Source organism: Pseudophaeobacter sp. (assembly GCF_039971195.1).
Classification (GTDB): Bacteria; Pseudomonadota; Alphaproteobacteria; order Rhodobacterales; family Rhodobacteraceae; genus Pseudophaeobacter.
The window spans coordinates 1-23,113 of record NZ_JBDWPJ010000109.1; the positions used below are offsets into that span (position 1 = coordinate 1).

Annotated in this window: 23 protein-coding genes; 9 read left to right on the forward strand and 14 right to left on the reverse strand. The window is 59.0% G+C overall.

The annotated features are described in order from the left end of the window. The 3 genes from ABJP42_RS09440 to ABJP42_RS09450 form a co-directional block, all read right to left on the reverse strand. Positions 1–231 (reverse strand): GTP-binding protein (locus tag ABJP42_RS09440; protein WP_348340059.1); only part of this gene is annotated, 231 nt, incomplete at its 3' end. Positions 232–423: 192 nt separating this feature from the next. Further along, a complete protein-coding gene (locus ABJP42_RS09445; protein ID WP_348340060.1) occupies positions 424–1,005 on the reverse strand; it encodes a hypothetical protein in 582 nt (193 codons plus the stop codon). Between the two features lie 141 nt (positions 1,006–1,146). After that, a complete protein-coding gene (locus ABJP42_RS09450; protein ID WP_348340061.1) occupies positions 1,147–3,492 on the reverse strand; it encodes a DNA topoisomerase IV subunit A in 2,346 nt (781 codons plus the stop codon). A 354-nt stretch (positions 3,493–3,846) separates the two neighbouring features. Between ABJP42_RS09450 and ABJP42_RS09455 the strand changes: the two genes are divergently transcribed. From ABJP42_RS09455 to ABJP42_RS09480, 6 genes are all read left to right on the forward strand, one after another. Further along, positions 3,847–4,548 carry an SH3 domain-containing protein gene (locus ABJP42_RS09455; protein ID WP_348340062.1) on the forward strand — a complete coding sequence of 234 codons (702 nt, stop codon included), beginning with the start codon at positions 3,847–3,849 and terminating at the stop codon, positions 4,546–4,548. A gap of 59 nt (positions 4,549–4,607) precedes the next feature. Next, positions 4,608–5,438: an SDR family NAD(P)-dependent oxidoreductase gene (locus ABJP42_RS09460; protein WP_348340063.1), complete on the forward strand. Its 831-nt coding sequence runs from the start codon at positions 4,608–4,610 to the stop codon at positions 5,436–5,438. 71 nt (positions 5,439–5,509) lie between these two features. Then, positions 5,510–5,716, forward strand: coding sequence for a twin transmembrane helix small protein (locus ABJP42_RS09465; RefSeq protein WP_348340064.1), 207 nt, complete (start codon positions 5,510–5,512; stop codon positions 5,714–5,716). 3 nt (positions 5,717–5,719) lie between these two features. After that, positions 5,720–6,292, forward strand: a complete 573-nt coding sequence (locus ABJP42_RS09470) for a cob(I)yrinic acid a,c-diamide adenosyltransferase (RefSeq protein WP_348340065.1) — start codon at positions 5,720–5,722, stop codon at positions 6,290–6,292. Between the two features lie 377 nt (positions 6,293–6,669). Next, a complete protein-coding gene (locus ABJP42_RS09475; protein WP_348340066.1) occupies positions 6,670–7,428 on the forward strand; it encodes an electron transfer flavoprotein subunit beta/FixA family protein in 759 nt (252 codons plus the stop codon). Further along, a complete protein-coding gene (locus tag ABJP42_RS09480; RefSeq protein ID WP_348340067.1) occupies positions 7,428–8,357 on the forward strand; it encodes an electron transfer flavoprotein subunit alpha/FixB family protein in 930 nt (309 codons plus the stop codon). The genes ABJP42_RS09475 and ABJP42_RS09480 overlap by 1 nt, the downstream gene beginning before the upstream one ends. A 121-nt stretch (positions 8,358–8,478) precedes the next feature. On the opposite strand, the gene ABJP42_RS09485 is transcribed toward ABJP42_RS09480, so the two are convergent. After that, positions 8,479–9,294 (reverse strand): DUF6473 family protein, encoded by an 816-nt coding sequence (locus ABJP42_RS09485; protein WP_348340068.1) that lies wholly within the window; start codon positions 9,292–9,294, stop codon positions 8,479–8,481. Between the two features lie 157 nt (positions 9,295–9,451). On the opposite strand from ABJP42_RS09485, the gene ABJP42_RS09490 reads away from it, so the two are divergent. Beyond that, complete coding sequence (locus ABJP42_RS09490; protein WP_348340069.1) at positions 9,452–10,327, forward strand: 3-hydroxybutyryl-CoA dehydrogenase; 876 nt, start codon at positions 9,452–9,454, stop codon at positions 10,325–10,327. A 230-nt stretch (positions 10,328–10,557) separates the two neighbouring features. On the opposite strand, the gene ABJP42_RS09495 is transcribed toward ABJP42_RS09490, so the two are convergent. From ABJP42_RS09495 to ABJP42_RS09525, 7 genes are read right to left on the reverse strand one after another with little or no spacing between them, the layout of a single operon-like run. Then, positions 10,558–11,451, reverse strand: a complete 894-nt coding sequence (locus ABJP42_RS09495; protein ID WP_348340070.1) for a lysophospholipid acyltransferase family protein — start codon at positions 11,449–11,451, stop codon at positions 10,558–10,560. A gap of 33 nt (positions 11,452–11,484) precedes the next feature. Then, on the reverse strand, positions 11,485–11,754 hold the full coding sequence (locus ABJP42_RS09500) for an HPr family phosphocarrier protein (RefSeq protein WP_058333034.1): 270 nt from the start codon (positions 11,752–11,754) through the stop codon (positions 11,485–11,487). After that, positions 11,755–12,162, reverse strand: coding sequence for a PTS sugar transporter subunit IIA (locus ABJP42_RS09505; RefSeq protein ID WP_348340071.1), 408 nt, complete (start codon positions 12,160–12,162; stop codon positions 11,755–11,757). A 21-nt stretch (positions 12,163–12,183) separates the two neighbouring features. Then, on the reverse strand, positions 12,184–13,080 hold the full coding sequence (rapZ, locus tag ABJP42_RS09510) for an RNase adapter RapZ (protein ID WP_348340072.1): 897 nt from the start codon (positions 13,078–13,080) through the stop codon (positions 12,184–12,186). 14 nt (positions 13,081–13,094) lie between these two features. After that, entirely contained in the window at positions 13,095–13,541 is a 447-nt protein-coding gene (locus ABJP42_RS09515; protein WP_348340073.1) for an HPr kinase/phosphorylase, read from the reverse strand. 6 nt (positions 13,542–13,547) lie between these two features. Next, on the reverse strand, positions 13,548–15,263 hold the full coding sequence (locus tag ABJP42_RS09520; RefSeq protein ID WP_348340074.1) for a sensor histidine kinase: 1,716 nt from the start codon (positions 15,261–15,263) through the stop codon (positions 13,548–13,550). A 33-nt stretch (positions 15,264–15,296) separates the two neighbouring features. Next, on the reverse strand, positions 15,297–16,001 hold the full coding sequence (locus ABJP42_RS09525) for a response regulator transcription factor (RefSeq protein ID WP_348340075.1): 705 nt from the start codon (positions 15,999–16,001) through the stop codon (positions 15,297–15,299). Between the two features lie 356 nt (positions 16,002–16,357). Between ABJP42_RS09525 and ABJP42_RS09530 the strand changes: the two genes are divergently transcribed. Beyond that, positions 16,358–17,956, forward strand: coding sequence for a phosphoenolpyruvate carboxykinase (locus ABJP42_RS09530; RefSeq protein WP_348340076.1), 1,599 nt, complete (start codon positions 16,358–16,360; stop codon positions 17,954–17,956). 93 nt (positions 17,957–18,049) lie between these two features. Here ABJP42_RS09530 and dgt read toward each other — a convergent pair whose 3' ends face one another. The 3 genes from dgt to ABJP42_RS09545 all read right to left on the reverse strand — a co-directional run bounded on the left by dgt (position 18,050) and on the right by ABJP42_RS09545 (position 21,231). Then, positions 18,050–19,411: a dGTP triphosphohydrolase gene (dgt, locus tag ABJP42_RS09535; protein WP_348340115.1), complete on the reverse strand. Its 1,362-nt coding sequence runs from the start codon at positions 19,409–19,411 to the stop codon at positions 18,050–18,052. A gap of 109 nt (positions 19,412–19,520) precedes the next feature. Continuing rightward, positions 19,521–20,417 (reverse strand): cation diffusion facilitator family transporter, encoded by an 897-nt coding sequence (locus tag ABJP42_RS09540; protein ID WP_348340077.1) that lies wholly within the window; start codon positions 20,415–20,417, stop codon positions 19,521–19,523. A gap of 46 nt (positions 20,418–20,463) precedes the next feature. After that, positions 20,464–21,231: a sulfite exporter TauE/SafE family protein gene (locus tag ABJP42_RS09545; RefSeq protein ID WP_348340078.1), complete on the reverse strand. Its 768-nt coding sequence runs from the start codon at positions 21,229–21,231 to the stop codon at positions 20,464–20,466. Between the two features lie 159 nt (positions 21,232–21,390). Here ABJP42_RS09545 and ABJP42_RS09550 point away from each other — a divergent pair, with 159 nt between their 5' ends. Beyond that, complete coding sequence (locus ABJP42_RS09550) at positions 21,391–23,076, forward strand: acyl-CoA dehydrogenase family protein (RefSeq protein ID WP_348340079.1); 1,686 nt, start codon at positions 21,391–21,393, stop codon at positions 23,074–23,076. Positions 23,077–23,113 lie beyond the last annotated feature (37 nt).

Sequence of the window (23,113 nt, forward strand, 5' to 3'; positions counted from 1 at the left end):
GCAGTCGACGTGCGCGTAGTGGCGGGTCTCGGTTTCATACTCAACGTGGGCTGTCGAGATGGTGATGCCGCGGGCTTTTTCTTCGGGTGCGCCATCGATCTGATCGTAGGCTTTGAAGTCACCAAAGTATTTGGTGATCGCCGCGGTCAGCGTGGTTTTACCGTGGTCAACGTGGCCGATGGTGCCGATGTTGACGTGCGGCTTATTACGTTCAAACTTTTCCTTAGCCATTCTCTAGGCGCCCTTTTGAAAGAGAGGGCCGACAACCGACCCAAAGATTTCCTCTGCGCGCGCCGCATATTTGGTTTGGAGAAGAAAATCAACCCGTTCCTGCCAGACAGAGCTGGTTTAGGCCATCTTTGGCCTTTGTGTTTTCACTCGGTCACATCTGGGAATAGTTAAGGGAGCTTAGAGGATCGATTTCTATTCAGTTGCGGCGAGCTCTTCAGCCACAACATCGGTAGCATCCGCACCGCTAAACCAGCCGTTTTCAGCATGTTGCTCGGCCATGTATTCTTCCAAACCGTCTACGATCTTGAGGGCCAGCCCGTCGATCTGCTCTTCCTTAGTCCGGCTATAGCCAGATCCAATGATGACGCTTTCCCCGGTGGTATCTTCAAAGATTTCCATCTGATGTTCCCGGGCCAGGTAGGTCTTGGTGGTGACATCATAAACAAAGACATTCACCACTGCCGCGCTTTTGGGGTTCACCAGCACCGGAATTCCGCCAGTCGCCAGCAGGAAACCTTCGAGGGTGATTGCCACATCATATTTACCAGAGCCATTATACCGCCCCAGACGCGCTGCTACGGCGCGTTCAATAGGCTCGTTCCACTCAGACGGCTCCGCAGCGCGTGACAGCGGCCATTGCTTTGCCTTGTCAGTGTAGACAAAGGACACCCGCATATTGAAGTCCCCGAGGTCTTCTTTGGCCTCGTTCAGCTTGGTTTCTTCGCAAGCGGCGAGCAGGACCACGGAGGCCAGAAGAGCAAGAATTCGGATCATCAATGGCCTCATCGGGTAGGTGCAACAGAGTTTGATTTCACTTCAGATAGACCAGAGCCGCCCAACCGGCAAACCGGGCGGGGCGGCTCTGAACATTTCGGTGGCCTCAGGGACACAGGTCTTGGGCGTAAAAGCGCCGGATCATTTGAATTTGTAGTTCCGGGGGAAACCGTAGGGGGGGCGTTTGCCAATGCCGGCGCGTTTGCCCAGCCACTGGCTGAGATCCGTTTCATGTCGGGTTTTACCGCCGCCCATCTCCCAGGAAATCCCCTCGTCCCAATTGAAGGTGGTGATATCGCTGAGCCCGCCATCGAGCTCCAGCGAGCCCTGTTTGCCGCGCGCCATATTGTATTTTTGCAGACGCACACCCTTACCACGGGTGAGTTCCGGCATTTCCTCGACCGAGAAGACCAGGAATTTGCCGTTTTCAGAGACAATCGCCACATGGTCACCGCTGACCGGGATACAGATCTGGGCACGGTCATCGTCCTTGACGTTCAGCACCTGCTTGCCGCTGCGGGTCTGGGCGACGATCTCTTTTTCGGCGCAAATAAATCCATTGCCCGCCGAAGAGGCCACCAGCAACCGCCCCTCGGGGTTGTGGATCAGGATATCGACAATCTCGACCTCATTGGGCAGATCCACCATCAGGCGCAGGGGCTCGCCCATGCCACGCCCGCCGGGCAGATTGGCGGCACTGACAGTGTAAAACCGGCCATTGCTACCAAAGACCAGCAGCCGATCCGTGGTTTCCGCGTGGAAGATGAAGCGGGCGCCATCGCCATCCTTGAACTTCAGCTCGCGGTTTAGATCGATATGGCCGGTCATCGCCCGGATCCAGCCCATCTGGGAGCAGACAACCGTGATCGGTTCGCGGTCGATCATCGCCTCAAGCGGCACATCCTCAACTTCGCCTGCCTCGGCAAAGCGCGAGCGACGGGCACCGCCGACGTAGTCCTTGCCAAATTGCTTTTTGGTGGCGCGCAGCTGTTCGGTGATCTTACCCCATTGCAGATCTTGCGAGCCCAAGAGTTCAACCAGCCCAGCGCGCTCTTCGCGCAAAGCATCGCGCTCCTTGGTCAGTTCCACCTCTTCCAGGCGACGCAGGGACCGCAGGCGCATATTGAGGATTGCCTCGGCCTGTACCTCGCTCAGCGAGCCCTCGCCTGGCGCAGGCGTGACATAGTCGGTTTCTTCAAAGGCGCGCGGATGATCCAGATCCCAGTTTTCCCGCATCAAGGCGGATTTGGGATCTTCGTCATAGCGGATGATATCAATCACCCGGTCCAGATTGAGGAAGGCAATGATAAAGCCATCCAGCACTTCCAGCCGGTGATCGATCTTGCCCATGCGATATTCGGACCGGCGCTGCAACACGTCGCGACGATGATCAAGGAAGGCGCGCAGCACTTCCTTCATCGAACAGACCTTGGGGGTCACCCCGTCGATCAGCACGTTCATGTTGAGGCTAAAGCGCACCTCAAGGTCAGAGCTGCGGAACATCATGTTCATCAACACATCCGGGTCGACGTTCTTTGACTTGGGCTCCAGAACAATGCGGATGTCCTCGGCGCTTTCATCACGGATATCCGCCAGAATCGGCACCTTCTTGGTCTGGATCAGCTCGGCGATCTTTTCGATGAGCTTGGATTTCTGCACCTGATAGGGGATTTCAGTGACAACGATCTGCCACTGGCCTCGGCCCAGATCCTCGACCTCGTGGGTGCAGCGCAGACGGAAGGAGCCGCGCCCGGTGCGATAGGCCTTGGCGATGTTTTCGCGCGGTTCAACAATGATACCACCAGTGGGGAAATCCGGACCCGGCACATATTTCAGCAGGGTATCATCATCGGCGCCGGGCGATTTGATCAGATGGATACAGGCATCGACCAGCTCGGCAATATTGTGGGGCGGGATATTGGTCGCCATGCCAACCGCAATCCCCGCCGCGCCATTGGCGAGGATATTGGGAAAGGTCGCAGGCAGAACCGCAGGTTCGGTCAGGCGGCCATCGTAGTTGTCGCGAAAATCAACCGAATCCTCGGAAAGCCCTTCCAGCATCGCCTCGGCGACAAAAGTCATGCGCGCCTCGGTGTAGCGCGAAGCCGCCGGGTTATCGCCGTCGATATTGCCAAAGTTACCCTGGCCATCCACCAGCGGATAGCGGACATTGAAATCCTGCGCCAGACGCGCCATGGCATCATAGATCGCCGCATCGCCATGTGGGTGAAAATCCCCCATGGTATCGCCGGAAATCTTGGCCGATTTCAAAAACCCGCCCGTAGAGCTGAGCCGCAGCCGGTTCATCGCATAGAGGATACGCCGGTGCACCGGCTTCAACCCATCGCGCGCATCCGGCAGGGCCCGGTGCATGATGGTGCTGAGCGCATAGGTCAGATAGCGCTCCCCAATGGCACGGCGCAGGGGTTCCAGGATCTCGCCGCTTTGCGGCTGCGGGGCATCGGTATCATCTACGTTGTCGTTCATGCTTTGGTGATACTTCCCCCACCTAGCGCGGTAAAGCGATGGTTCGGTTTTATCCACCGTCTTGCTGCCAGATGCCGCGTTTGCTGGGTTTTTTTGCGCCTTTCCTCGCTGCACCCGTGTTGTTCTGGGCCTGAAAAGTCACAGAAAACGTTAACCTTTTGTGCTGATAGCGCCCAAAGGGGGAGAAGCCAAAGCAGTCTCCCCTGTGTTCCAGCCAGATTCGCACTATATTAATTGAACTTATCTAGGCTATGGCGGCACTGCTGCTGCCGCAGTGGTCCAATGCCGTGTTCCAGCTCACTTGGGCCTGCCGCCATTTATTGCTGTTATTGATTTTGTTCTGGGGGATGCGCTATGTCGCGCTTTGTTATTGTGTCTTTTGCCTTCATGGGCTGGGGATTCTACGAGATCAGCGGAGGTCGCGATTTTGTAGCACCCGAACGCCCGGTGGAAATCGCCAGCAGCACTGCAGCGCTGCCTGCGGCTTCTGCTGGCGAATCTACGGATAAATTCCGCCGCTCCGCCAAGGTGCGCGCCGACTCGCTGGTGACGCCCCAGGTGCTGCAAGCGGCGACCAGACGCCCCCTTGTGGAAGCCCGTACACCATCAGAGCCGCGCCCCGCGGCGGATCCGACCCATCGCCGCACCGTGGCCCTGGCCCAGATTGCCTCTGCTGCGGGCGCCTTGCAGACCACCGACACGGCCTTTGGCATCGCGGCTGAGACCGGCACCCTGCATCTGGACACGCTCGAAGGCGGCCTCGCTGCAATGACCACCCAATTTGCCGAGGAAACGCTGGCGCTGAACGCAAACCTGACCGAGGCAGAGCCGCAGCCCAGCCCTGAAAGCTACCTCGACATCCGCGAAATCCGCGCCTCGCGGGTGAATATGCGCCAGGGTCCAGGCACTATATACCCGGTGATGGCGCGGCTTTTGGCCGGCGACGAAGTCCTGATCATGGAAGACAACGGCACCGGCTGGCTGCATCTCCGAACCCGCTCTGGTGACAAAATAGGCTGGGTTGCCGCTTCCCTGGTGAGCAAGAAACGCTCATAACCCTCTGAACGGCCCGGTTGCTTTTGCGTGATGGGCCATTTCAGAAACAGGGTCCCTTGATGCAAAAAACAATCCTGATCACCGGCTGCTCCTCTGGGATTGGTCTGGATGCGGCACAGGAGATGCGCGACCGCGGCTGGCGGGTCTTTGCCTCCTGCCGCAAGGCGCAGGACTGCGACCGCTTACGCGCCGAAGGCTTTGATGCGCCGCGCATCGACTACACCGACGCCGACAGCATCACCGCAGGCCTTGCCGAGGTTCTGGCGGCCACAGGTGGTACCCTGGACGTGCTATTCAACAATGGCGCCCATGGGCTGCCCGGCGCGGTTGAAGATCTGGCCACCGATGGGCTGCGCAATATCTTTGAAACCAATGTCTTTGGCTGGCACGAGCTGACCCGGCAAGTACTGCCGGTGATGCGGGCGCAGGGTCATGGGCGCATCGTTCAGAACTCGTCAATTCTGGGCTTTGTCGCCTTCCCCTGGCGCGGCGCCTATGTGGCGACAAAATACGCCATCGAAGGGCTGACTGACACCCTGCGGGTGGAGCTGGTGGACACAGAGATCAAGGTCTCATTGATCGAGCCCGGCCCGGTGACTTCCGAATTTCGGGTCAATGCCATTCCCCATTTTGAGCGCTATATCGACTGGAAGACCTCCGCCCTGCGCCCGCTCTATGAGAAAAAGCTGCTGAAACGGCTTTACGAGAGCTCTGGCCCTGATCAGTTTGAACTGCCCGCCTCGGCGGTGACTGCCAAGCTGATCCATGCCTGCGAATCGCCACGCCCCCGCCCGCGCTACTATGTGACCACGCCAACCCATGTTGCCGGGGTGTTGCGCCGGATCCTGTCGACGCGGGCAATTGACCGCATCCTGGCGCGGCTTAGATAGGCAATTGCCTGTCGCCAAGGTCGGCCGCAACGGCTAGACCTGCCTCAGGCAAACGCGAAGGAAGGTATCAAATGGGTGATCCGCTTTATATTCTTGCAATCCTGGCCATGGCGGCTGTGGTTGTGGTGCTGGTTCTCGGGCTTGGCGGCTTTGGCAAGGGCGGTGCCTTCAACCAGAAATACGCCAACAAGCTGATGCGCCTGCGGCTGCTGTTTCAGTTCATCGCCGTGGTGCTTCTGGTGGCCTATGTCTATCTTCGCGGCCAGGGAGGCCAGTAAACCATGGTGGTCCTCAACAAAATCTACACCCGCACCGGCGACAAGGGCGACACCGCGCTTGGCAATGGTGCACGGGTTGCCAAACATGACGCGCGGGTCAATGCCTATGGCACTTCGGACGAGCTGAACGCCTGTATCGGCGTCGCCCGGCTTGAGGCCGCTGACGCTATGGACGCGGCCCTGTCGCGCATCCAAAACGATCTGTTTGATCTTGGCGCTGATCTGTGCCGCCCGGAGATGGAAAAAGATGCCGAGGCCGAATACCCACCGCTGCGGGTGGCGCAGTCGCAGGTCGACCGTCTGGAATCCGAAATCGACACAATGAACAAAGATCTGGCGCCGCTGCGCAGTTTTGTGCTGCCGGGCGGCAGCGCCCTGGCCGCACATCTGCACATCTGCCGCACCGTGGCACGCCGCGCCGAACGGCTGACTACGGAACTGGCCACCGTCGAAGCGATCAACCCTGTGGTGGTGACCTATCTTAACCGTCTGTCGGATTGGTTTTTTGTCGCCTCCCGCCAGGCCAATGACAATGGCGCCAAGGACGTACTCTGGGTTCCCGGTGCCAATCGCTAGTGGCGATTTAGGGCCATAACCAGCCCAAATCGGCGAGGTTTTTGCAAAAGGCACCCAGCGTCACATGCTGCGTCGCAGCGTCACCTGCAGGTAAACCCCATCGACAGGGGCGCGATTCGCGCCTAGCTAACACCTGTTCCGGCTCCGTCACACCGGAGCAAACCGCCAGCCGAGTTTGTGCCACCATGCGAAATTCGGACAGCCAGCACGAAACATTCTTGCAAGATTGTCGTGTCAAAAGACCAAACACGACGTCTGCGAACTGCAACGTGACGATTTTTCCCTGTTGTGCCCGGGAATGACCCGGTATCAACAGCGCGAGAGCATAGAGGGTGCCCGTTTATGCGGTGTGCCGTTTGTTAAGGAGAGAACGCAAAATGAAGGTACTCGTGCCTGTCAAGCGCGTGATTGATTATAACGTGAAAGTCCGCGTCAAAGCGGACGGAAGCGGTGTCGATCTCGCCAATGTCAAAATGTCGATGAACCCCTTCGACGAAATCGCTGTAGAAGAGGCCATCCGTCTCAAAGAAGCAGGCAAGGCTGACGAAGTCGTTGCTGTTTCCATCGGTGTAAAACAATCCCAGGAAACCCTGCGCACCGCGCTGGCCATGGGCGCCGATCGCGCCATCCTGGTTGTTGCGGCTGATGATGTGCACAGCGACATCGAGCCTCTCGCCGTTGCCAAGATCCTGGCAAAGGTTGTCGAAGAAGAGCAGCCTGGTCTGGTTCTGGCAGGCAAGCAGGCAATCGACAACGACATGAACGCCACCGGTCAGATGCTCTCTGCTCTGCTGGGCTGGTCGCAGGGTACCTTTGCCTCTGAGCTGGACATCGATGGCGACAAAGCCGTTGTGACCCGCGAAGTCGACGGCGGCCTGCAGACCATCAAAGTGAACATGCCTGCCATCGTCACTGTTGACCTGCGCCTGAACGAGCCACGCTATGCCTCGCTGCCAAACATCATGAAGGCGAAGAAGAAGCCAATGGCCGAGAAGACAGCCGAAGACTATGGCGTCGACACCACGCCGCGTCTGGAAGTGGTTTCCACCTCCGAGCCAGCAGCCCGTGCCGCCGGTATCATGGTTGGTTCGGTTGATGAGCTGGTCGAGAAACTCAAAGAAGCGGGGGCTGTGTAATGGCTGTTCTTCTCCTTGCTGAAGTCACCGATGGCGCCCTGGCGCTGGACGCAACTGCAAAGGCCGTGACTGCGGCCGCAGCCCTGGGTGATGTCACCGTTCTGGCCGCTGGCGCATCCGCTGCCGCAGCCGGTGCCGAGGCCGCCAAGATCGCAGGCGTTGCCAAGGTTCTCGTTGCTGAAGATGCTTCGCTGGGTCACCGCCTTGCGGAACCGACAGCGGCGCTGATCGCCTCGCTGGCAGGCGACTATGAGCATATCGTAGCCCCTGCCACCACCGACGCCAAAAACGTGCTGCCCCGCGTAGCTGCACTGCTGGATGTCATGGTGATCTCGGATGTGACGGCTGTTGTTGACGGCTCCACCTTTGAGCGCCCGATCTATGCAGGCAACGCCATCCAGACCGTCAAATCCTCGGATGCCAAGAAAGTTATCTCTTTCCGCACCGCGACCTTTGACGCAGCTGGCGACGGCGGATCTGCCTCGGTCGACACCATTGCTGCCGCTGAGAACCCCGGCCTGTCCGAATGGGTCGAAGACAAGGTTGCCGCCTCTGACCGCCCCGAGCTGACCTCGGCTGGTGTGGTGGTCTCAGGTGGTCGCGGCGTTGGCTCTGAAGAAGACTTCAAACTGATCGAAGGCCTGGCAGACAAGCTGGGCGCGGCAGTTGGTGCCTCGCGTGCTGCGGTCGATTCTGGCTATGCCCCCAACGACTGGCAGGTCGGCCAGACCGGTAAGGTCGTGGCTCCGGATCTCTACATTGCGGTTGGTATCTCTGGTGCGATCCAGCACCTGGCCGGCATGAAAGACTCCAAAGTGATCGTTGCGATCAACAAGGACGAAGAAGCACCTATCTTCCAGGTTGCTGACTTTGGCTTGGTTGCGGATCTCTTTGCTGCCGTGCCTGAGCTGACCGAAAAACTCGGCTAAGCCAAGTGCCACGCATCAGGGCTCTCTCTGATGCCTGCGACACAAAAAACGGGGCTCGCGAAAACCGCGGGCCCCGTTTTCATTTCGATACAAGCTGCCACAAGGCCATAAATGGCCCGCTTCAGATCAGCCCCTGCAGTTTCTCGGCCAGAGCACAGCCAATCCGGGCGTGCTCCTTTGGCCCCAACATGTGCTGGGCCGCCGGAAAATCCAGTTCTCCCATAATCATGCCATCAAAATCACCTTCGATCCCAGCGGTGGCCACATCCACCTCAACCAGCCCCATGGTGCTGCCCAATAGGGCCGAGACCATGCTGCGGTCGACCAGAACCGGTTCGTGATTGAAGGCCGCGCTGCCTTTGAGATCATATCGCACCCAGAGCATAAGCACCCGCCCCTCCAGGGTCGTGATTACCTCCTGCATCCGGGTAATCCAAACCTCCTGAAGATGGCGCCGAACCTCGGCAAACCGTTCCTCAGACCGGGCCTGTAAAGAGCTCAGCAGGTGTTTGTTAAAATGAAACTCGGTATAATCCACCTCAGGAAACAGCTCCTTGAGCGGCGGCTGCGCCTGCAGGAAGCGGTCATTGCGCCGCGGATGCACCCGGTAGTAGCGGTTAGAGATATTCTGCGCGCCCAGAAGCTGCAGCACCGAAATCTCGGAAGAACGCGCTACCGACTGCAGCGCCTGATCGCTGGCAAAGGTATCCAAGCCAGCGTTTACACCGGCAAAATTGACACATGGCATCTTCAACAAAGATTCACTGACATCCGAAAGAGGAGTCTTCACAAACCGGCCAAACACCTCGGTTCCGCCAAGAAATGCGATATATGGACTGTCCAGATCTCTTTTGGGGCCACGTACTGGCAAGCGCGAGCCCGCATAGCAGCACGTCCCCCCCGAAAGCGCCCCAGCGCTTTTGAGTTCGTAGCTCATAGTTCCCACCAATTTATTCACCCAAGGATCACTTTGGCGGGGAAAGATTGCAAATTTCCTAAAGTTAAATTTCGCCTAAAATTCCGAATGAGTGGCCTTGTGTCTGCCCCAAAGCCCCCGATAAGGTTGCGGCGCAGGCAAACTGGGAGCCAGAGACATGGATATCAAAAAGATTGGCATCATCGGCGCGGGCCAGATGGGCAACGGCATCGCTCATGTCATGGCACTTGCCGGGTATGATGTTGTTTTGAATGACATTAACCAGCAGTCTCTGGATGCCGCTCTGAGCGCGATCCATAAAAATCTGGCGCGCCAGGCCAGCAAAGGAAAGATCCCAGAAGGCGATGTTACCGCCACCCTGGACCGGATCAGTACCACGCTTGTGCTGGCCGATATTGGCGCCACGGATCTGGTAATCGAAGCCGCAACCGAGCGTGAAACCGTCAAACAGGCGATCTTTGAGGACCTGCAGCCGCATCTGCTGCCGCATACGATTCTTACCTCCAACACCTCTTCGATCTCGATCACCCGCCTTGCCAGCCGCACCGACCGCCCGGAACGCTTCATGGGATTTCACTTCATGAACCCGGTGCCGGTGATGCAACTGGTGGAACTGATCCGCGGCATTGCCACCGACGAAGAAACCTTTGCCAGCTGTCAGGCCGTGGTGGAGCGCCTTGGCAAAACCGCTGCCAGCGCCGAAGATTTCCCCGCCTTTATCGTCAACCGGATCCTGATGCCGATGATCAACGAGGCGGTCTATACGCTCTATGAGGGCGTCGGCTCGGTCAAATCCATCGATGAGTCGATGAAACTGGGGGCCAATCACCCGATGGGCCCGCTGGAGCTGGCAGATTTCATCGGTCTCGACACCTGTCTGGCGATCATGAATGTGCTGCACGAAGGCCTGGCCGATACCAAATACCGCCCCTGCCCACTGCTGACCAAATATGTCGAGGCCGGCTGGCTGGGCCGTAAAACCCAGCGTGGCTTTTACGACTACCGGGGTGAAACCCCGGTCCCAACCCGCTAGCCCCCCCCAAAAACCGCTGCTTCGGAGCCCTCATCGCCTGACACCCGCAAGACAGAGGGCTGGACAGGGCACAGGCCAAATTGCGGAGGCTCCGCGCCCCTTGGGGCGTGGATACCGTCATTTTGCTTGGGACAGGGACAGCGCTCTGTCAGGCAGGGATCAGGAGATGCGGGCTGTGAGGCTGCTGCTTTGGTGACTCGGAGGCTGAAACACCCTCTTCAGGCTTTCGCTCAGCTCTTGTCGCCGAGGCTCAACGTATGGTCGCGCAGCCAGGCCATAAACCCACGTGGATCGCTTTGCAACTGCTCCATCTGGATCTCTGTCAGCGGCTCTCCGACCACTGGCGCCTGCGGCTTATTGCAAGACCTTACAATCTCGTGCAGCAGCAGCCCCTGGCGCAGAATGGGTGAGATCATATTGGCAATCTGATAGCTACGCGAGTTGCTGCCAGGAAAGAAGATCGGCACCACCCGCGCGCCAGAGCGGCGGATCAGCTGGGCGGTGAAAACATTCCATTCCTGCTCCACTGCCGGGCCAAACCAGCTCTCGGACGACATCACTACCCCCGAAGGAAACAGCGCCACGACGCCGCCCGCTTTGAGATGGGTCATGGTCTTGGCGCGCATCTCGACCATCTTCTTTTGCGCGTCCGGGTCATGCGGGAAGGGCACCGGGATCATGAAAGAGGTCGCGGCCTCGTCCAATCCGGTCAGCACCGAACGGGTCAGAATCCGGTAGTCCTGACGGACCCGGCCAATCAGATCGGCAAAGATCATCCCATCCACCATGCCATGGGGATGGTTGGCAACGATCACCACCGGGCCGTCACCGGGGATCCGCGCGATCTGCTCTTCCGGTGTCATCAGATTGATGCCCATAATATTGAGCGCACCGCGCCAGAACTTCTGGCCCCGGTATTCGGCATTCTGGCTTTCAAACTTCTTGACCATGCGCAGGATGGTCAGCTTGCCGGTCATCCACTCGATGGCTTTGATCGCCAAAGAGGTCCAGCGGTCATCAAAGGAATTGGCATAGGTCAGGGTGCGGCGGTCATAGACCTCGCCATTGCCCTTTTCAGCATCCGGCCCGGTGCCGGTGTTCTGATCATGTGCGGTATCCGCCACTATGCCATTCCTGTCAGTTCGAAGAGGCCGAGGTCAAAAGCCCTCGCCGAATTTATCGGCAACCAGAGCTTCGACAGCGTCAGCCAGAGCACCAGCATCCGGCCCCGAAGTCTCGACGTCAATAGTCGTTCCTTTCGAGGCTGCCAACATCAAAAGCCCCATAATACTGTCCCCAGAGGCCGACATGCCGTCCTTTGACACCTCGGCGGTGGCGTCAAATCCCTCGACAACCTCTACCAGTTTGGCCGAGGCGCGGGCATGCAGCCCCTTTTCGTTCACAATTTTCAATGTCTTCAAAGTCATTTAACGCGCCTGCTCCCCTTCGGGGTTGATATTTTGAGAGTTAATATACTTGCGCCCAGCTTCCATCGCCTGCCGCACCGCCTCTGCCACCGCGAGGTGACGGGACTTGGCCAGCTTGATCAAAAGGGGCAGATTTGCTCCGTAAAGTATGCGTCGGTTCACTGGCGCGCAGGCGCGTAGACTGAGATTCGAAGGCGATCCGCCATAAAGATCCGTGACCACCACCACGCCATCGCCCGTATCCACCTGGTCGGCAGCGGCGCAGATTTCGCATTGCTTATCTTCGCGGTCGTCGTCCGGACCAATGGCAATGGCTGCCAGATTGGGCTGTGGGCCCACAACATGTTCGACTGCGGCCAGGTATTCCCTGGCCAGCCCGCCATGCGCCACGATCACGATCCCGATCAACCCTGCAACTCCGTATCCCAGCTAGCCTTGCAGCTCGCGATGTCTAATTGACACCTGCTGCCCCTCTTCTGCAAGGGCTTTTGCAAGGGTTTCTGCCAGCGTGACCGAGCGATGCTGACCACCGGTACACCCAAAGGCAATCGAAAGATGCGATTTACCCTCTTCGCGGTAGGCGGGCAGCAAAAACCGCGTCAGATCCAGAACCCGCGAAAAGAATCCCTCATAGCGCGCATCCGCCTTAACATGGGTCTGCACCGCCGCGTCGCGCCCGTTGAGCCCCCGCAGGTCAGGTTGCCAATAGGGGTTGTCCAGAAAGCGGCAGTCAAACACCATATCAATGCTGCGGGGCACGCCGCGTTTATAGGAAAAACTCTGCACCGAAAGCGCCAGATTGCGACCGCCGGGGGCAAAGAGATGTTCAATCTCGGCCTTCAGCTGATGCACATTCATATCCGAGGTATCCAGCAGCAGGCTGGCCCGGTCGCGGATCGGGGACATCAGACTCAGCTCGCGTTGCACCCCGATTTCCGGCGTCTCTGCCGGTGACAATGGATGGCGCCGCCGGGTTTCCGAAAAGCGCCGCAACAGCACCTCGGGACGGGAATCCAAATAGAGCACCGACAGGTCGCAGCCTTCGCTGGCCTCCAGCATGTCGATCACATCCAACAGGGCCGCCGGAGAGAAATCTCGGTTGCGACTGTCCAGCCCCAGGGCCATGGGCCCGGCAACTCCGGCCGCCGAGACCAAGCCTGGCAGCAGGCGCAGCGGCAGGTTGTCAATGGCCTCAAACCCCAGGTCCTCCAACACGTTGATGGCCGTTGTGCGGCCCGCTCCCGAGGGGCCGGTCACCAGCACGATGGGGGTGGCCTTGGGATCCGGGCGGGGATCCGGGCGTTGCTCTGGCAGGGTGTCAGACATGGGTTCTCCGCGGGTTAGGGTCTGGCATCTGGATCCAGCGCTCCGGATCTGAGGAATTGCATCAGAGCAGCTGCAAAATATGGACCATCCACCCGATGAAAGATTTGGACTTCCTGCTCCAGCAGGGTCTCAAAGCGCCGCTTGGGCAGCCGGTCAGTTTCTAGTTGGTCGAGATCAACAATAGCGCAGAGCGCCACTTCTTCGAGGGGCTGTGCCGTCAAAATTCCGAGATGTCGCGCCTCAATGAGGCCGGACAAAGCCGAGGGAGCCCTAGCCATCACCCCCTGGGTTTCGCGCCAAAGCATCACCTGGTCATCTGCGACCAGATCAGCGCCATATGCCATCATCTGCAAGGCCAGCGCGGATTTTCCGCCGCCAGAGCGCCCCCGGATCAGCACGCCACGCCCGCCCCAGGCCACACAGCTGGCGTGCAGAGTGAGGCAGAGCGGGTCTTGTGTCATCACAGATCAGACAGGCAGGCCAACAACAAACCGTGCTCCCAGCGGCTCGGAGGTGACATCTGCCTCGGTGGGGCGGATGTTTTCGGCCCAGACCACGCCGCCATGGGCCTCGATGATCTGTTTGGAAATTGCCAGGCCTAGGCCGGAGTTATTGCCAAAATGTTCATCAGGGCGCTGGGAATAAAACCGCTTAAAGATCTTGGAGAGCGCCTGTTCGGGGATGCCGGGGCCGGTGTCTTCGACCACAATCAGAACGCGGTTGTCACGACGCCGCGCCCAGACCCGGATGGCATCGCCTTCTTCGCAGAAGGAAATCGCATTGGTGATCAGGTTGACAAAGACCTGCGCCAGACGCGCTTCCAGCCCCTGGATCATCACCGGCCGTTGCGGCAGATCAGTGATATAGTCGATCTCTTTGGCGCGGGCATCTTCGCCCAGATACTGGTTCAGGTTGGTCAGGGTCTGCAGAAGGTCGAACTCTTCCTCTTCCTCTTTGACCAGTTCCGCGTCCAGACGGGAGGCATTGGAAATGTCGCTGACCAGACGGTCCAGGCGTCGTACGTCATGTTCGATCACCTCCATCAGCTTTTCCCGCTGATCGTCGCGTTTCACCATCCGCAGGGTGCCGACAGCGGATTGCAGGCTGGCCAGCGGGTTTTTAATCTCATGGGCCACATCAGCGGCAAACTGTTCGTTGCTGTCGATCCGGCTATAGAGCGCCTTGACCATGCCGCGCAGCGCCCGACTCAACCGACCAATTTCATCCGGCCGGGCCGATAGATCAGGAATGCGGATGCGGCCAGACTGCGCCTTCCGGGCATCGCGGTCGCGGCCCAGCTCAGCGGCCTCGGCCAGATCCGCCAAGGGATTGGCGATGGTGGAGGCAAGCACAAGGCTAAGCCCCACCGAAACCAGCAGCGCAATGATGAAGATCTGCAGCACGCGTTCCCGTTCGCCGCGCACCAGTGCATCGATTTCACCTGCAGGCGAGGTCAGCGCCACCACCCCGATGGCAGTGCCGTTGCTCAGGATCGGGGCCACCGCCGAAAACAGCGTGCCTCCATTGGAATCTCCAACAACTTCGATCTTGGCGGTGCCGGTCAGAGACTGTTGCGCTAGGGTGCGCAGCTGTTCTTCCAGCGGTTTGATGTAGCCTTCTTCGGTGCTTTGGGACTGGAACACCCCGCCAATTGCCGACCACAGGGCCGAGAGCCCGTCCGAGATCAGCGTCCGGTTTTTGAACCCTTCGTTCAGGGCATTCAGCGCATCAGGCCGATTGACGCCCGTCACCTGGGCCACCAGAACACCAGAGGTATCAAAGACATAGGCCTCAATCCCTCCGCGCAGGGTCAGGCCTTCGAGGGTCTGAACGGGGTCGATGCCATCGCCGGTCGACAGGCTGACCGCCCCAGAGGAGGGCAGCACGGCCTCAAAGACATCCGCAATCAACGAGACCTCAGCCACCAGGGCCCCGGCCCGCTGGGTGACCAGGCTTTGCCGTGAGGAGTTCAGGTAGAGGATTCCGGCAACCAGAATGATCAGCGCAATCAGGTTGAAAGTGATGATTTTCCGCGTCAGCGGCGAGCCTTTGAGAGAGAAAAAGCCGCGTCGCGCCCGTTTCACCTGCATTTCAGCTGCAACAGTTTGGTCCGGCGCGACCCAATCGTCGCCCAGAACCACATCCCCATCCTGCTGATGCCCTGTCAGACCCGTGTCACGCATCGGTGCACGCCTCCCTGGAAATGACCGCCGACCTTATTCTTCATTGTAGCGATAGCCGATCCCGTAAAGGGTCTCGATCGCTGCAAAATCACCATCGGCGGTGCGCATCTTCTTGCGAAGACGTTTGATATGGCTGTCGATGGTCCGGTCATCCACATAGACCTGATCATCATAGGCAACATCCATCAGCTGATCGCGGCTTTTGACAAAACCGGGACGCTGCGCCAGTGCCTGCAGCAGCAGGAATTCGGTCACCGTGAGCGAGACATCCTTGCCCTTCCAGCTGACCGCATGGCGCAGAGGGTCCATCCGCAGGTTCCCGCGGTCCATCACCTTGGTTTCCGGTGTCTCCGCACCAACTTCATCGCTGTTCAGCGCTTCCTGGCGACGCAGCAGCGCACGGATCCGTTCGACCAGCAGGCGCTGCGAGAAAGGCTTTTTGACGTAGTCATCAGCGCCCATACGAAGCCCGAGAACCTCGTCGATCTCATCATCCTTAGAAGTGAGAAAGATCACCGGCATCTGGGTTTTCTGGCGCAGACGCTGCAGAAGATCCATCCCATCCATGCGGGGCATCTTGATGTCCAGCACGGCCATGTCCGGCAGTTTCTTGTTAAAGGCATCCAGTGCGGCCTGCCCATCATTATAGGTTTCCACCTCAAACCCTTCGGCTTCGAGCGTCATCGCTACAGAAGTCAAAATGTTGCGGTCATCATCCACCAAAGCAATCTTCGACATTGGATTTGCCCCTAAACCTGCTCTTTATTTTTGCCTGTATTTTTTAACCTTAATCGCTCGTCTTGCCCGGCGAATCAATCCCCATTGGCGAATCACGGCTCGGATTGGGCATAATTAGGGCAAAAATGTCTTATCATCCGCTGAACAGTGAACAGTGATCCGGCATCCCGGACAATGGTTGCGCTAAACTCCGCCTTGATGGCGCTAACTGCGCCAAACCGTCCTGTTCAGTCATGGAAACGTCATGTTATGAGCAGCCTAACCGGTGTCGCTACCGGCACTTCTGCCCCGATTTGCCTTGGGGCGCAGCTTTTAATCTATGCGGCCACGCAAGGCCGGCACAGGAGAGAGAACACATGGCATCTGGACGGGTTAACCCGAATTTCCGCCTCGAGGATCAAGGTATCGAGGGTCTGGGCAATGTCCATTACAACCTCATGGAGCCTGCGCTTGTTGAGGCTGCTCTGAAGCGCGACGAAGGTACTCTTGGCAATGGCGGCGCTTTCCTCGTCACTACCGGCAAGTTCACCGGTCGCTCCCCCAAGGATAAACACGTCGTCAAATCCGACAGCGTCAAAGACACTATCTGGTGGGAAAACAACGCCGAGATGTCGCCCGAAGGTTTCGACAACCTTTATGTCGACATGCTGGAGCACATGAAGGGTGGCGAATACCACGTACAGGATCTGGTTGGCGGTGCAGACCCCAAGCATTCGATCAATGTCCGCATGGTAACTGAACTGGCCTGGCACGGCCTGTTCATCCGCACCATGCTGCGTCGCCCCGAGCGCGAGGACCTGGATGATTTTATTGCTGACTTCACCGTCATCAACTGTCCCAGCTTCCAGGCCGACCCCAAGCGACACAACTGCCGCTCTGAAACCGTCATTGCGATGAACTTTGATCGCAAGATGATCCTGATCGGCGGCACCGAATACGCTGGTGAAAACAAAAAGTCAGTCTTTACTCTGCTGAACTACCTGCTGCCCGAAAAAGGCATCATGCCGATGCATTGCTCGGCCAACCATGCCAAGGGCAACCCGGTCGACACGGCTGTGTTCTTTGGCCTCTCCGGCACCGGCAAGACCACACTCTCTGCCGACCCTGACCGCGTGCTGATCGGCGATGATGAGCACGGCTGGGCTGACAATGGAACCTTCAACTTTGAAGGTGGCTGCTACGCCAAGACCATCAGCCTCAACCCCGAGGCTGAGCCCGAGATTTACGCAACCACCTCGAAATTCGGCACCGTGATCGAAAACATGGTCTTTGACGAAGAGACCAAAGAGCTGGATTTCGAAGACGATAGCCTCACCGCAAACATGCGCTGTGCCTATCCGCTGCACTACATCTCCAATGCCTCCGAGTCTGCAACCGGCGGCCACCCCAAGAACATCATCATGCTGACATGTGATGCCTTTGGCGTGCTGCCTCCCATTGCCCGTCTGACCCCGGCGCAGGCGATGTATCACTTCCTTTCGGGCTTCACCTCCAAGGTGGCCGGCACCGAGCGCGGCGTGACCGAGCCCGAGCCGACATTCTCCACCTGTTTTGGTGCGCCCTTCATGCCGCGCCGCCCCGAGGTATACGGCAACCTGTTGCGTGAAAAGATCGCTCAGCACGGGGCAACCTGCTGGCTGGTCAACACCGGCTGGACCGGTGGCGCTTATGGCGTTGGCTCGCGGATGCCAATCCGCGCCACTCGCGCCCTGCTGACCGCGGCGCTCGAAGGCTCGCTCGCCGATGCCGAGTTCCGCAAGGACAGCAACTTCGGCTTTGACGTGCCGGTTTCCGTGCCCGGCGTTGCCGAAGTGCTTCTGGACCCGCGCCGCACCTGGGACGATCAGGCCGCCTATGACAAACAGGCCGCTAAACTGGTGGAGATGTTCTCCAACAACTTCCAACAGTATCTGCCCTATATCGACGAAGACGTAAAAGCCGCCGCAATCAGCTAAGGCCTGCGACATCGCACAAATAGAAAACCCGGCCAATGGCCGGTTTTTTTCGTTTCAACATGGTCTGGTAAGAATGTGGAGTTCAGGCCTTCCTTAGATCCGCCCGGCAACCATGTCCCGGACCTTGACGGCATAGCGATCCGTCATGCCCGAGACAAAATCCCCAAGGCTGTGCATAGCACTGTATTCATCCGAGATTCCCCGCAGGTCCAGGTCCACCGCGCGCACCATTTTGGCCCAATAGCCATGGCGCTCCAGCAAGGTATCAACATCCCAGCCGCAGGCCCGCAGATCCCCGTAGAGCGCATGAAAATGATCCAGCACTGCAAAAATCACTTGTCGCCCGGCGATCTCCAGCTCGGTCTTACGCCGCGCTGTGAAAATCCGCGCGTTTGAAATCTCTTTCATCTGGGCAAAGGCCTTTGCCTTTGAGGAGACCTCCATCAGCCCATCGCTGAACTCCCCGGCCATTATGGCATCGTAGTGTTCCATAAAGGCCTCGACGGCTGATTTGATCGCCTGATGGATGGCGCTGGCGCGACGCATCGCCACCACTTCGCGCAGGCTCATTGCGGCGTCATCTTCGCGGTTGGGCTTGCCCGCCACCTCTTCGAGACAGGCAATGACCTGATCGGTGCCCAGATCCCCCACCGTGGCGGCATCTTCGAGGTCGAGGATCCGGTAGCAGATGTCATCCGCCGCCTCGACCAGAAAGGCCAGCGGGTGGCGGCGCCAGTATCTACCGGCCCCCGTGCCATCTCCGCGCAGGCCCGTCGCCTCAGCCACCTCGGCAAAAAGCGCGACCTCTGATTGAAAGACGCCAAATTTCTTCAACCCGACATAACCATCCCCAGCAGGGCCATCCGCAGCCAGTTGCCGCGCCTGCGCAGTGCAGGGATATTTCATAAAGGCAGCAAGGGTAGCGTAAGACAGCCGCATGCCGCCCTCACGCCGGGCCATTTCCAGGGTTGCAGCGATGCGAAACCCCTGAGCATTGCCTTCAAAGGCCTCAAACTCCGCCTGCTGCGCCTTTGGGATTGATCCCGCAACGCCAGAGCCGGTTTGGAACTGCTGTGCAAACCACTGGCCAATGCTGTCCTCGCCGGAATGGCCAAAGGGCGGATTGCCAATGTCATGCACCAAGCAGGCCGCCTGAACCGTTCCGGCAATCACCTCGCGCTGTGCTTCGGTGATATAGCCCTGGTTTAGCATTGCCTGACCCGCCATCACCCCAAGCGAGCGACCTGCGCTGGCGGTCTCCAATGAGTGGATCATCCGGTGATGCACATGGTCATGTTCATAAAGCGGGTGCACCTGAGTCTTTTGCGCCAGACGGCGAAAAGGTTCCGAGAACAGGATCCGGTCATAGTCCTGCAGGTAGGCAGGGCGACCGGGTTCTTCAGGAAAGTCCGGGCGACACAGCCGTCCCGCATTCAACAACCTGTTCCATTCCATCGCCATCGCGCCCGCTCCCGTGACTGTCCAAATCATGAGGCGGTTAAACGGGAGCACGCCTCAGAATGCAATTGCAGAACCGGTGCTGGCTCATCCATCGGACCGTCATTTAGCCCGGCGCAATTCCGGAGGGTTCCAGTTTGTGTTCGGGCTCAACATGAATAGTGACCTGTGCCTCAGGGAAGGCCGCCTGAATGGCCTCTTCGATGCAATCACAGATGTCATGCGAGGCCCGCACCGTCATTGTGCCTTCCACCACCATGTGAAACTCCACAAACAGGGCCACCCCGGCGCGGCGGGTTTTCAGCCCATGCACCTGCAAGGCGCCAACCGCCGCATGATGCAGCAACTCTTCGATCTGGGCACGCTCTTCTTCGGGGGCGGCGGAATCCATCAGCCCATTTACTGACGAGACCACCACGCAGTAGCCTTCGCGCAGGATGTTCACCGCAACAAACAACGCCAAAAGCGGGTCTAAAATGGCCCATCCGGTTGCCAGCGCCAGCACCAGCCCCAGCAGAACCCCGACCGAGGTCCAGACATCGCTCATCAAATGCCGCCCACCGGCAATCAGCGCCGGAGAGCTCAGCGCGCTGCCGCGGGTGATCAGCAGCCTTGCCCAGATCAGGTTCAAAACCAGCGCCGCCCCATTGACCAAAAGCCCGGCCCGGCCCCAGTCAGCGGTCCCGCTCAGATTGCTAAGCGCCTGCAGGGATTGCTGGACGATGAGCAGCGCCGCAATGATGATCATGATGCCTTCGAGCACAGCCGAGAAATACTCTGCCTTGTGATGTCCAAAGGGATGATCGGCATCAGCGGGCTTTTTGGCGTAGTGCACCGCCATCCAGGCCATGACCGCACCGCCAACATTAACCAGGGATTCCAGCGCATCCGAGAGCAGCGCCACGGAACCCGTCAGCTTCCAGGCCAGCAGCTTCAGGGCCAGCACCAAGAGCGCCACAAGGATTGTACCAAGGGCAAGCCGTTCTGCGTTCATCCCCTGCATCCTACTCGCAGCACCCTTTGGTTACAGCCCCCGTTACAGGGGGATTTTACAGCATCAGCCCGCGTCGCAACAGATTGAGCCCCGCCAGCAGCAGAACAATTAGCGTGGCTTGCTTAAAAAGTCTTTGATCGATGCGATCATGCAGCTTGCCGCCGATCCACATGCCCGCCACCGCAGGCAGGACCAGCAGAACAGAAAGCGGCAGGGTCTCGCTGCGCATCACGCCCGATCCGACATGGGCAAAGAGCAGCGCCACCGCCCCCATGCCATAGATCACGCCCTGCACCCGTATCTGTTCGCTCTTCTCAGTACCAAGCGCCGTCAGATAGGCCACCGTTGGCGGCCCCCAGACACCAGAGACACCGCCGATCAACCCGGCAAAGGCGCCCACCATGACCTCAACCCGCGGGGTCGGCTTGGCCAGGGTCAGCGGCACGCCCAAAAGCTGCAGCAGCACAAACAGGGTCACTGGCCCGCCAATAGCCAGAAACATTACCTGTTGCGGCAGGATACGCACCATCTGGGCGCTGAGCAGCAGGAACACCAGCCCGGCCAGCAGGAAGATCCGAAACCGCTTCAGCGAGGCAAAGGCCGCCCCCGCCCCCTGCCGCAACGCCTGCATCCAATTGGTCACCAGCGTGGGCAGGATCAGCCCGGCGAGAGCAAGTTCTGGCGCGATAATCAGGCTTAGCCCCGAGACCAGAATCATCGGCAGGGCAAAGCCAACCATGCCTTTGACCGTGCCGGCAAGCAGCGCGATCCCAAAGGCGATGGTCAATTCCATCGGCGAAGTAAGGGAAAAAAATTGGTCCATCTCCCTGCCCTATCATCCTCTCTTCCCTAGGAGAACCACTCCCCGTCGCGAAATTCCGTCACGCAACTTTTTATCGAATTGCCGCAGCGCGGCGTATTTTTGTTGCGCTGCACCTGCAAAGTGATTTACCACCAAGCCACCACAGAAGGACGTGATTCAATGGCTCATGACGGACAGGACCTGCAAATGAAACCGATTGTGCTCCCCAACCTGCTGACGCTCACCGCGGCCGCGATTGCCCCGTTGGAGGCAACGCTGGAGGCCGCCCGTGCCACGGTGCGCGCACTGGTGAGCCAGGACGATCGCGTCTCGGGCCAGTTGATCGAAGCAAACCAGACCGCCGCCCATGGGCTGTCCTGGCTGGCCACCTATGTCTACTCGCTGCGCCAGATGCAGCAATGGGCTGCCAAGCTGGACAGCGATGGCGCCTTCAACGAGATGGAGCAGCTGATCCACCAGATCGCCTTTGGCGAATACCTGGCCCAGGTGCAGGGCGGCATCCAGATGAACCAGGGTGAGGTTCTGCGTCTGCAGGATCTTGGTCTTGGTCAGGACGCGCTTGCCACCCTGCGCAGCGACGCCGTGGTGACCCTCAGCGAAGGCGGCAATACCCAAGCCGCCCGCAGCCGCCTGGCCGAGCTGATGCAGGAACAGGCCGGTGCCACCATGTTTGGCGCCTCTGGTCTGGAAGAAGAGCTGGAAATGATCCGCGACCAGTTCCGCCGCTATGCTTCGGAAAAAGTTGAACCCCATGCCCATGACTGGCACCTGAAGGATGAGCTGATCCCGATGGAGGTCATCGAAGAGCTGGCCGAGATGGGCGTTTTTGGCCTCACCATCCCCGAAGAGTTTGGCGGCTTTGGCCTCTCCAAGGCCTCGATGGTTGTGGTCTCCGAAGAGCTGTCGCGCGGATATATCGGTGTCGGCTCGCTGGCCACCCGCTCGGAAATCGCTGCAGAGCTGATCCTCTGCGGTGGTACAGACGAGCAAAAGGCCCAGTGGCTGCCCAAGATCTCCAGCGCCGAAATCCTGCCCACGGCTGTTTTCACCGAGCCAAACACCGGCTCTGACCTCGGCTCTTTGCGCACCCGCGCGGTGAAAACCGAAGGTGGCGACTATGAGGTCACCGGCAACAAGACCTGGATCACCCATGCCGCTCGCACCCATGTGATGACCCTGCTGGCGCGCACCGACCCCGAAACCAGTGACCACCGGGGCCTGTCGATGTTCCTGGCCGAAAAAACCCCCGGCACGGATGAAAACCCCTTCCCCACTGAGGGCATGACCGGCGGCGAGATCGAAGTGCTGGGCTATCGCGGCATGAAGGAATACGAGCTCGGCTTTGACGGCTTCAAAGTCAAGCAGGAGAACCTGCTGGGCGGTGCCGAGGGCAAGGGTTTCAAACAGCTGATGGAAACCTTTGAAAGCGCCCGTATCCAGACCGCGGCCCGCGCCATCGGCGTGGCGCAATCGGCGCTGGATATCGGCATGCAATATGCCCAGGACCGCAAGCAATTTGGCAAAAGCCTGATCAACTTCCCCCGTGTCTCTGGCAAGCTGGCGATGATGGCGGTCGAGATCATGGTTGCGCGCCAGCTCACCTATTTCTCGGCCTGGGAAAAGGACAATGGGCATCGCTGCGACCTGGAGGCTGGCATGGCCAAACTGCTGGGCGCGCGGGTGGCCTGGGCCGCAGCCGACAATGGCTTGCAGATCCACGGCGGCAACGGTTTTGCGCTGGAATACAAGATCTCCCGCGTGCTTTGCGACGCGCGGATTCTTAATATCTTTGAGGGCGCGGCAGAAATTCAAGCGCAGGTGATTGCCCGCCGCCTGCTGGCCTAACCGCCCCTCTCTTTCTCCTCACAGAATGCGATTAGAT

Bases quoted from the DNA above. Each gene is read 5' to 3' on its own strand.
- ABJP42_RS09445 (WP_348340060.1), bottom strand. From the start codon at position 1,005: ATGATCCGAATTCTTGCTCTTCTGGCCTCCGTGGTCCTGCTCGCCGCT.
- ABJP42_RS09450 (WP_348340061.1), bottom strand. From the start codon at position 3,492: ATGAACGACAACGTAGATGATACCGATGCCCCGCAGCCGCAAAGCGGC.
- ABJP42_RS09455 (WP_348340062.1), top strand. From the start codon at position 3,847: ATGTCGCGCTTTGTTATTGTGTCTTTTGCCTTCATGGGCTGGGGATTC.
- ABJP42_RS09460 (WP_348340063.1), top strand. From the start codon at position 4,608: ATGCAAAAAACAATCCTGATCACCGGCTGCTCCTCTGGGATTGGTCTG.
- ABJP42_RS09465 (WP_348340064.1), top strand. From the start codon at position 5,510: ATGGGTGATCCGCTTTATATTCTTGCAATCCTGGCCATGGCGGCTGTG.
- ABJP42_RS09470 (WP_348340065.1), top strand. From the start codon at position 5,720: ATGGTGGTCCTCAACAAAATCTACACCCGCACCGGCGACAAGGGCGAC.
- ABJP42_RS09475 (WP_348340066.1), top strand. From the start codon at position 6,670: ATGAAGGTACTCGTGCCTGTCAAGCGCGTGATTGATTATAACGTGAAA.
- ABJP42_RS09480 (WP_348340067.1), top strand. From the start codon at position 7,428: ATGGCTGTTCTTCTCCTTGCTGAAGTCACCGATGGCGCCCTGGCGCTG.
- ABJP42_RS09485 (WP_348340068.1), bottom strand. From the start codon at position 9,294: ATGAGCTACGAACTCAAAAGCGCTGGGGCGCTTTCGGGGGGGACGTGC.
- ABJP42_RS09490 (WP_348340069.1), top strand. From the start codon at position 9,452: ATGGATATCAAAAAGATTGGCATCATCGGCGCGGGCCAGATGGGCAAC.
- ABJP42_RS09500 (WP_058333034.1), bottom strand. From the start codon at position 11,754: ATGACTTTGAAGACATTGAAAATTGTGAACGAAAAGGGGCTGCATGCC.
- rapZ (WP_348340072.1), bottom strand. From the start codon at position 13,080: ATGTCTGACACCCTGCCAGAGCAACGCCCGGATCCCCGCCCGGATCCC.
- ABJP42_RS09515 (WP_348340073.1), bottom strand. From the start codon at position 13,541: ATGACACAAGACCCGCTCTGCCTCACTCTGCACGCCAGCTGTGTGGCC.
- ABJP42_RS09520 (WP_348340074.1), bottom strand. From the start codon at position 15,263: ATGCGTGACACGGGTCTGACAGGGCATCAGCAGGATGGGGATGTGGTT.
- ABJP42_RS09525 (WP_348340075.1), bottom strand. From the start codon at position 16,001: ATGTCGAAGATTGCTTTGGTGGATGATGACCGCAACATTTTGACTTCT.
- ABJP42_RS09530 (WP_348340076.1), top strand. From the start codon at position 16,358: ATGGCATCTGGACGGGTTAACCCGAATTTCCGCCTCGAGGATCAAGGT.
- dgt (WP_348340115.1), bottom strand. From the start codon at position 19,411: ATGGAATGGAACAGGTTGTTGAATGCGGGACGGCTGTGTCGCCCGGAC.
- ABJP42_RS09540 (WP_348340077.1), bottom strand. From the start codon at position 20,417: ATGCAGGGGATGAACGCAGAACGGCTTGCCCTTGGTACAATCCTTGTG.
- ABJP42_RS09545 (WP_348340078.1), bottom strand. From the start codon at position 21,231: ATGGACCAATTTTTTTCCCTTACTTCGCCGATGGAATTGACCATCGCC.
- ABJP42_RS09550 (WP_348340079.1), top strand. From the start codon at position 21,391: ATGGCTCATGACGGACAGGACCTGCAAATGAAACCGATTGTGCTCCCC.